Below are 8,967 nucleotides of genomic sequence, written 5' to 3'. Positions count from 1 at the left end.
ACTGTTGCTTGAAGCACTACTAATTTTCAAACCTCTGGAACGCAGGATTCGGGAAACGATTGGCAAGTTGCAAAGCACCGTCAACGAACTGGAATCAACCCGGGAACAATTTGCTGCCGCCCGCGAAAAGGCAGAATCAGCGAGTGAAGCCAAGAGCCAGTTTCTCGCGACCATGACCCACGAACTGCGTACCCCGATGAATGGCGTGCTCGGCATGAGCGAATTGCTTTCAGCGACCAAGATGAGTGACAAGCAACAGGAATACGTGCAGATCATTCTCGACTCGAGTGAGTCCCTGTTAACCATCATTAACGATATCCTGGATTTTTCAAGACTCGAAGCCGGCAAGGTGGGGCTCGAAAAGATTCCGTTTGACCTCGAGCAATCCGCCTACGACGTGATGGCATTGCTGGCACCCCGCTGTCAAAACAAACCAATGCAATTAATACTCGATTACGCCCCCAACCTGCCGCGCCATTTTATCGGTGATCCTGCCCGCATCCGCCAGATATTTTTCAACCTGATCGGTAATGCCAGCAAGTTCACCGAGCAGGGTTACATCCAGGTTTCTGTCTCGGTTGAGGTTGACGACGGGAACACCGGCAACATTTCGATCCATGTCGAAGACACCGGTATCGGTATCGCCCAGGAAAAGGCTGGACGACTATTTCACTCGTTCACACAGGCGGACAGCTCGACCACCCGCAAGTATGGCGGCACCGGCCTTGGCCTTACGATTACCCGTGAGCTGGTGACCTTGATGGGCGGACATATCGAGCTCGACTCCGCGCCCGGCAAGGGCTCCGTGTTCACGGTGTTTTTCCCACTGGAACTGGCGGATGAAGGCGACCAGATTCCACTGCCAGACGAAGCCCTGAAACATGTCATGTTGTTCGAGCCGAATTCGATTTATTGTGAATTGATCATCGATCGGCTGGCCAGAATAAATGTCGAGGCTTCGGTGGTCGATAACGCCCGCGAAATCAAGAGCCGGCTGCTGGTCTGCGAGGAACATGACGTTGCTAAACAACTCGTCATCGTCAGCCAGGAAGCGCTGCTCGATAAAAATAACGACTGGAGCGAATTCAGTGACGGTTCACTGCGCAATCCGATTTCCTGGATCGTACTGGGCAACGGCATCGAAGACTCCGAGAAACTTAAAACGAGCACGCAGCACCTGCAGGGCTATACCACCTTCATGCAGAAGCCTTTTACCAATTACCAGTTTTACTACGCGCTGAATACCTCGATCAGCCAGCCCGAGGCTGGCACTGAAACGCGGGCCCAGGTACCGGATGACGAGGACGCCACGGATTTCACGCTATCGATGGTTTCCAAGGGCAATATCCTGCTGGTGGAAGACAACATCGCCAACCAGAAATTTGCTTCATTTCTACTGACCAAAATGGGTTACAACGCCGATATTGCCGAGGACGGCCAGGAAGCAATTCGATTATGGCGTGAAAAAAATTACCAGTTGATATTGATGGATTGCCTGATGCCGACGATGGATGGATACCAGTCAACCCTGAAGATCCGCCGGGAAGAACAGCCCAACGCGCGGATTCCAATCATCGCGCTGACTGCGAATGCCTCCGAAACGGACCGCCAGAAGTGCCGTCAATCCGGTATGGACGAAGTCCTCACCAAGCCTTACCGCAGGCATGAACTCGAGGAAGTGCTTGACCGCTGGCTGCACGAGGAACCGAGTTTCATTACCATAACCCACAACCAGGCGCGGGATGTTGGCTAGTTTGAATCCAGCCGAAGGATCTGCGTGATCGCGATAATGCATTAAGACGCCTGGCCTCGGATTCTGATTTCGGAATTATCGGGCCGGGAACCAAAACTCGCATCCACATCAGGCGTAAATCCTGTTTTAATACGCGTGGCAAGCACTAAACCACAGCAGGACGAACACAGCATGAATGATTCGAAACCGGTACTGATTCTGCAGTTACGCCCGGAAGATGACACGTCGAACAGCGAATTCGAGGCTATTCTGAAATACGGGGATCTCGCAGCAGAAGATACACACCGCATACGCATTGAGAAAAGCGGCATACCCGGGCTTGTGCTCGATGACTATGCCGCGGTGATTGTCGGCGGCAGTCCGTTTGATATCAGCACCCCGGAAGATCAGAAAATCGACATCCAGGTGAAGATAGAAAACGATTTCAGGCGCCTGTTCGATGACATCATCGCGCGCGACTTTCCTTTCCTGGGCGCCTGCTCGGGTTGTGGCCTGTTGGGTTCGTACCTCGCAACGCCAATATCCAAAAAATACGCTGAGCCTGTTGGCGGCACCGTGGTTCGGCTCACCGACGCCGGCAAGGACGACCCGCTACTGTCAGATTTCCCGGACCAGATCGCGGTGTTGTGCGGTCACAAGGAAGCCTGCGATATCTTACCCGAAGGCACGACGCTGCTGTTGACCGGGGATGATTGCCCGGTGCAAATGTTTCGACTCGGCAAAAATGTCTACGCAACCCAGTTTCATCCCGAAGGCGATGCAGCAGGTTTTACCGTCAGGATTCATGCTTACAAGCACCACGGGTATTTCCCGCCCGAGGAGGCGGAGGCGCTGATCGTCGCGGTAAACCGTGAAAACACGCCCTACGCCCGTGAAATCCTGCGCCGCTTCGTCGCAAGATATGCGCACTGACATTCCAGCGCAGCACGTTTTTCGATTACCCGCCTACCGTCCTGAATTCACGAGAAATATTGATATATATCACCTGATCGAGCTGGATAGGCAGTGATACTGTTAACATTAGTTAACACATGTTTGGTGGTATGTACTGTAATCTGAAACTTCAAATGAAGGTACTTGTTAGATTCGGCTTGCAGGTTCAACTATCAGGCTACAATCCAGGAATTTTGGAAATCGGTATAGAGAAATGTTAAGCACTAGACTCGGCCTCGTTATCGCCAGTTGCCTGTTGTTTATGGCCCCGCCGGTTTGGGCGCATTCGGGCCACGACGATTACTATCCCTTTTACGGTGGATTCGCACTGGGTTTTTCGGGCTCGGATGAAGATTGCGATTACTACGGCTACAACTGTGATGGCGACGATACCTCGTTCAAGTTTTATGGCGGAAAACGTTTCCACGAAAACCTGGCGTTCGAAATATCCTACCAGGACCTCGGCAAGCTGGACGACGAACAAGGATCGATAACGACCACGGCCGAATCATCCGGGCTCAATTTTTCGCTACATGGCATCATCCCGATCAGCGATTTCTGGTATTTCTACGGCAAGGCAGGTTTCATGGCCTGGGAAACCGATTACACCCGGATCGGCACATCAACGACACGTACCGATGATGACGGCACCGATTTTACCTTCGGTGCCGGTTTTGCTTTTACCTTTGACGAAAAATATGAGGTCAGGGCAGAATTCGAACGCCTGAACGAACTGGACGACAACTTCACTCCGGGTGGTGCCTATATCACCGTGTTCTCGTTCGGCGGTTCGATTTACTTCGAGTAATACAAAATAGTTATCTGTTTTGACCTGGCGTATGGGTTTATGTTACTAAATGGTTAATATACTCAACGTAACCAGGGAGATTCCAACTATGAAAAAAGCCATTCTGACACTGGTCCTGACTTTTCTGTTCATATCATCTGCCTGGGCAGGCGAAGGCATGATCAGCGTCAAAAGTGCCCACTCGGTAGCCGTGACTGGCGATCGCCTCGAAAAGATTCTGCAAAGCAAGGGAATGACGGTTTTCACCCGTATCGACCATGCAGCCGGTGCCAAAAAAGCAGGCAAAAACCTGTTACCGACCGAGCTGGTCATCTTTGGCAATCCGAAGGTCGGCACACCGCTGATGCAGTGCAGTCACAGCATTGCCATCGATTTACCGCAAAAGGCACTGATCTGGCAGGACGAAGCCGGCCAGGTCTGGTTTTCCTATAACGATCCGCAATTCCTTGCCTTGCGACACAACACGCAGGGATGTGACGAGGTGCTGAAAAAAGTCGCCAATGCGCTCGGAAATTTTGCCAAAAAGGCGAGCGCCGCGGAATAGCCGCATTTTCGTCAAACGATCGTGCCACGCGAAGTTGCACACATCACCTCGACTCGGGACATGGCTCGTAATTGCTGTGATCTCACCGGCACTTTTCGGTGCCACCAGCCCGGTCCACCTGCTTGGGTTCGTGGACCAATTCTGCCCCGATGAACCTTATTGCTTCGATTTAAGGGTTAAGCCTGAATTCACCGCGCTGGTCGGCGACCGGATCAGAGTCAGGTTTGCGAACGCAAACCGGATTTATAACCCGGAAAATTATGAACTGACCCTGGCGCAGCAAAATATCGTTCCCGGATCGCACCTGCGCATGCTGATCGAAAGGGATGCTAACGGGGAACTCGACGAATACCAGGCAAGCTATATCTGGATCGGTGACTAGGATCGATTTAAAAACCAGGATAACCGCTAACTCGATTCAAGTTCGCGACAGGTGTTAGCTGTCAGCCCGTTTTACGAGTCCGGGATCGTTTGACTATTGCAAACTTCACCGTCAATGTTGATGCTGACGTTAAAGGCAGCGGGAGAGCCAACCGTATCGAGTCGCACGATACCGTTGCTTGGTACGCCGTTGTACTCCGTGAAGCCACCGCCGACAAAAACATCGTCCGATCCGCTTGTATCCTGAATCACGCTAGCTACCTTGCTAAAGGGGAAAATTCCATTTGGATCGGTAAAACCACTGCCGACCATAAATGAGCCATCAAGTGTGCCGTTACCATTGATACGCGCAATACCATTGCTGTTGTCAACGTCATAAGTTGTAAAATCGCCACCGACATAGATACCACCAGATGCTGCGCGATCGATGCTTAAAACGTCGTTGTCGAATCCTGTACCGACATTAAAAACCATATCTGTGGTGCCAATTTCGGTAAGGCGGATAATGTTATTGGTAAACCTCCCACCATAATAGATATTGCCGGAAGAATCAGCTGCAGGAACGACACTGAAGACAGGCCCAAAGATTGGATTGAATGCACCATCACGTATCCCGTTACTTTCCCAGCGTGATAACTGGTTAAGGCCGGTACCCCCGGAATAAAGATAATCAACAAATGGGGCGTCTGTGCCTAAAACGACGCTGTCAATATCCGTAACTCCTGGCACCGTAATAAATCCAGCGTTATCCCATGAACCATCGCTGTTCAATCGTACAAGGCCGCTGACTGAGTCGACACCAAATTCTGTAAAGTAACCAGCCACATAGACTTGACCATTCGTCAACGGAACAATGGCGGTGACTCTTCCGTTGAATCCGGTGCCAACATCGAAGTCCGTGTCGAGCGAGCCATCAGAATTCAGGCGCAATATGCCGCGGCTTATTCCGCGAATAAAGTCACCGCCGACGTAAACATCATTCGAGCCGTCGGTCGCACGCGCAATTGCACGAATCGCATTCTCGCTGCCGCCGTTGCCGATCAAGTAACTTTCCAGTTCTGAACCATCGGTGTCCAACAGCACGACCCTGTCCTCGGTGTCCGAATTGGTCTTCGCAAACACGCCGACCCAGACGGTACCATCGCCGACCGGTGCGATTCCCTGGATTGAAAGACCGCAGGTAAAAGCCCTGACAACATCATTATCGCCATCGCCACTCGCCAGGATGCCGAAAACACCCAGTGCATAGATACTGCTCAACAGCAGGTTACGAAACCCTCGCCTAGTGGTTGGCTGCATGCTTTTCCTCCCTCGGCAAACGGCTCAGGATGAACATGGCAATGGCCCCACCCAGTACCGTTGCCAGCAGATCGTAGGGATCAAATACGCCGCGGGTCCAGTAAGGCCCGATCAGTTCCCAAACAGCGTCGGGTAGTGTTGTAGAAAACCAGGCTGCAAACGACGTCGCAATAAATGGTACCTGCGAGATTTCTAGGCACAGCGCCACAGCAATCCAGATCATGCAGTGTAATAAACCCGAGGACGACGTCGATGCAAGAACACCAATAAAGAGTCCGATCGAAAGTGTGTAAAACAAGGCAGGAGCACTACCGAAGAGGCCGAGCTGTGTACCGAGCAGCGAACTCGTCACCTGAAACGGCGCCAATAGCCCGGGCGGATTGAGGCGTACCAGGATATAAACCCCCACAGCGACCGTTAACGCGAGACCCGCGACGCCGATTTTCCAGAATACCGATTTATTTCCGGTCATGTATCAATCTCAATTTTTCAGACTTTAATTCCTTATAAAACAAATCGTTACATTCCAATATTAAAGTAAAATCTGATTTTTAAAGCAAACTTATTAAATCAATTTATGTTCTCTCGCCCCCGACGTGTTGATTTGGGTCAAGTACGACAGTAATCAGGATGATATCCCAGATCATTCATCCCGAAGCCTAACCAATTACAGTTCCTCCCGTTTATCTCACATTCTGCGATACCCTGCGCCTAGATCATTTTCTTTCCATCGACAAATACCTGGGTCCATTCGAGAATGCGGATCGATTGACGTAACCCGGTCGGCCAGAACGGGTCGGTTTCGACAAGGGCCTGCACCTGCTCCGCACTGTCGGCCTCAATGATCCACAATCCACCCGCCGGATCCTCTGTCTTAGCGTCTTTCATCGGACCGGCAGCTTCAATTTTTTCGCTGTTATCACCCAGGAACTGCAGGTGATCCGCCATGAACTTGGGGCGCATATGTGCAAATTCATCGTTATCTTCAAATAAAACGGCGTATTTCATGGTTGACTCCTCAAGTTGTGAACGGGCTATTCCTGACCAAATTCATTGTGCGCCATGATCCAGCGCTCGAGCATCCCGGCCTGGTAAAATTCGACTGTCGCGGGGTGATCCAGGAGCGCGTCAACATAGCTTTGCGAGGCGGGTTGCAGCGTCACGCCGTAGGTACGAAAGCGACTCGCCACCGGGGCGTAAAAGGCATCGGCCGCGCAGAAATTTTCGCCGAACAGGTAGGGCCCCGCCCCACCCCATCGGGATGCGACCCAGGCCCATAAATCCTCGATACGATCGATATCACGCAGGGTCTCGACATCCGGCTTGATGTTTTGATACACCCGGCGGACATTCATCGGCATGGTCGAACGCAAGGCAACATAACTCGAATGCATTTCGGCACAGAGGCTTCGTGCCGCGGCGCGTGCAGACACATCCGCGGGCCAGATTCCAGCCTCGGGATGTTGCTCGTGCAGAAACTCGGCAATCGCGAGACTGTCCCAGATCGTGAACTGCTCCGCGCCATCATCTACCCGCAGCGTTGGCACCGTGGCGGCCGGGTAATACTCGTACAGGAACTGGTCATACTCAGGCACATAAAGCGGCACGACCTCGTGACTGAATTCGATCTCGAAGGCCTTCAGCAACAACCAGCCGCGCAGCGACCAGCTGGAGTAAGCCTGGTTGCCCATGATCAGGTGATAGTGCATGGCGATACGGTAGCCAGTAAAAAGAGGCACCATAATAAAGCAGCGCAAAGAATTTTATAAGCGGGTATATTTTGTACCCATTGAACCCGATTGCAGGAATTAGCAAACACAGCACGATGAGCTTCAGGCAGGACATACTTAAAACACCGAACCTGGTCAGCATGATCAGGATCCTGATCGCGCCGGTGCTGTTCGTTTTCGCCTTTCTCGGCATGGAAACCTGGTTCCTCGGCGTACTCTTGTTTTCCGGCCTTACCGACGTGGTAGACGGATTCCTGGCACGCAAATTCAACATGATCACGCCGCTTGGCGCACACCTCGACAGCTGGGGCGATTTCACGATCTACAGCACGATGGCCGCCTGCGCGTGGATCCTGTGGCCCGAAATCACCCGGCGTGAGCTACTGTATTACGCAATGATCCTGTTCAGCTTTTTATTACCGGCACTGGTCGGGCTGGTGAAGTTCGGCAAGTTGACCGGTTATCACACCTGGGCCGTCAAGATCGCGGTGTTTGCCACCTTCGTGGGCTATATCGCGCTCTACGCCGAAGTAGCTAGCTGGCCGTTCATGCTCGCGAGCATATTGTGCGTCATTGCCGGCCTTGAAGAAATAATGATCACGTTCATTCTGCACGAGGAACGCACCGATGTGCGTTCAATCGTGACCGCGTTGCGAATCCGCAGGGAAGACACGTGATATAAAATCTGTCAATTTCTATAATTCACATTAAATAAATCGTTTAACTTACTGTTTTATAATGTAATTTATATTTCTACTACGCATTGATAAAACATTTAGGGGCGGATAGTTTTCGAATTGGGTAGAATTCAACTGGTCAAGAAAATGAAACACCAGGCAGATCTTATCGCGACCCTGTTTACACTCGGTCTTTTCACTTGCAGCCAGGGAGCGCTGGGCCTTGATATCGAGGGGTGCGTTATCGAACCGTACACAGTTTGCGGGGATGCCCAATTGTCGAATGCCAATCTTGCTCAAGCCAACCTGACCGGTGCGATGCTGGCGGGTGCCGATCTCAGTGGCACCAATCTATCAACCGCTAACTTGTCAGGCGCCGACTTGAGCGGTGCTGACCTAAGTAGCGCGAAACTGTTTTCTGCAAACCTGTCGAACACCCTCCTGTTCCAGGCAAATTTGTCAGACACCAACCTGGCAAACGCCAGGCTTGATGGCGCTAACCTCGAATTTGCAAACCTCGAAGGAGCAAGCCTGTTAAACGCGAACCTTGCAGGTGCGAATCTCGGGGGTGCCAACGCAACCGATGCCGCAATGGCTGGCGCGAGTTACGATGGCAGAACAATCTTCACGACCGGATTTGATCCGTCAGCTCGTGGCCTGGTGTTCCGGGAAACATCTGACCGATAAAACTAATAGCAAGGGTCGGGCTCCTCACTCAGAAGTGGAAAACCCCGGGCATCAAAATCCGGAACCTTAATAAGGCATGGTTTACTCTAAATTTGCTATAAGTTTACCTGTCGACCTGTAAAATTTAATCCAAGTCCCGATGAACAATTACCAGC

General features: G+C 51.7%; 11 protein-coding genes. 7 read left to right on the top strand and 4 right to left on the bottom strand.

Annotated features, from left to right (window positions below; translation table 11 throughout):
• From OES20_18215 to OES20_18195, 5 genes are all read left to right on the top strand, one after another.
• Nucleotides 1-1,753 (top strand): ATP-binding protein (locus OES20_18215; GenBank protein ID MDH3636630.1); only part of this gene is annotated, 1,753 nt, incomplete at its 5' end.
• A gap of 171 nt (nt 1,754-1,924) precedes the next feature.
• The gene (locus tag OES20_18210; protein MDH3636629.1) at nt 1,925-2,665 is read left to right on the top strand and encodes a glutamine amidotransferase; all 741 of its coding nucleotides are present in this window, start codon (nt 1,925-1,927) and stop codon (nt 2,663-2,665) included.
• Between the two features lie 235 nt (nt 2,666-2,900).
• The gene (locus tag OES20_18205) at nt 2,901-3,494 is read left to right on the top strand and encodes an outer membrane beta-barrel protein (GenBank protein MDH3636628.1); all 594 of its coding nucleotides are present in this window, start codon (nt 2,901-2,903) and stop codon (nt 3,492-3,494) included.
• Between the two features lie 88 nt (nt 3,495-3,582).
• On the top strand, nt 3,583-4,038 hold the full coding sequence (locus OES20_18200) for a DUF302 domain-containing protein (protein ID MDH3636627.1): 456 nt from the start codon (nt 3,583-3,585) through the stop codon (nt 4,036-4,038).
• A gap of 130 nt (nt 4,039-4,168) precedes the next feature.
• Nucleotides 4,169-4,420, top strand: coding sequence for a hypothetical protein (locus OES20_18195; GenBank protein MDH3636626.1), 252 nt, complete (start codon nt 4,169-4,171; stop codon nt 4,418-4,420).
• A 71-nt stretch (nt 4,421-4,491) separates the two neighbouring features.
• On the opposite strand, the gene OES20_18190 is transcribed toward OES20_18195, so the two are convergent.
• The 4 genes from OES20_18190 to OES20_18175 form a co-directional block, all read right to left on the bottom strand.
• Entirely contained in the window at nt 4,492-5,718 is a 1,227-nt protein-coding gene (locus OES20_18190; GenBank protein MDH3636625.1) for a hypothetical protein, read from the bottom strand.
• A complete protein-coding gene (locus OES20_18185) occupies nt 5,702-6,190 on the bottom strand; it encodes a hypothetical protein (GenBank protein ID MDH3636624.1) in 489 nt (162 codons plus the stop codon). The genes OES20_18190 and OES20_18185 overlap by 17 nt, the downstream gene beginning before the upstream one ends.
• 239 nt (nt 6,191-6,429) lie before the next feature.
• Nucleotides 6,430-6,726, bottom strand: coding sequence for a YciI family protein (locus tag OES20_18180; protein ID MDH3636623.1), 297 nt, complete (start codon nt 6,724-6,726; stop codon nt 6,430-6,432).
• Between the two features lie 26 nt (nt 6,727-6,752).
• Nucleotides 6,753-7,460 (bottom strand): glutathione S-transferase, encoded by a 708-nt coding sequence (locus tag OES20_18175; protein MDH3636622.1) that lies wholly within the window; start codon nt 7,458-7,460, stop codon nt 6,753-6,755.
• 83 nt (nt 7,461-7,543) lie between these two features.
• Here OES20_18175 and OES20_18170 point away from each other — a divergent pair, with 83 nt between their 5' ends.
• Nucleotides 7,544-8,125 (top strand): CDP-alcohol phosphatidyltransferase family protein, encoded by a 582-nt coding sequence (locus OES20_18170; protein MDH3636621.1) that lies wholly within the window; start codon nt 7,544-7,546, stop codon nt 8,123-8,125.
• Between the two features lie 120 nt (nt 8,126-8,245).
• Nucleotides 8,246-8,812 carry a pentapeptide repeat-containing protein gene (locus tag OES20_18165; protein MDH3636620.1) on the top strand — a complete coding sequence of 189 codons (567 nt, stop codon included), beginning with the start codon at nt 8,246-8,248 and terminating at the stop codon, nt 8,810-8,812.
• Nucleotides 8,813-8,967 lie beyond the last annotated feature (155 nt).

Source organism: Gammaproteobacteria bacterium, assembly GCA_029862005.1.
Lineage (GTDB): Bacteria > Pseudomonadota > Gammaproteobacteria.
This window is presented reverse-complemented; position numbering and strand designations above follow the sequence as displayed.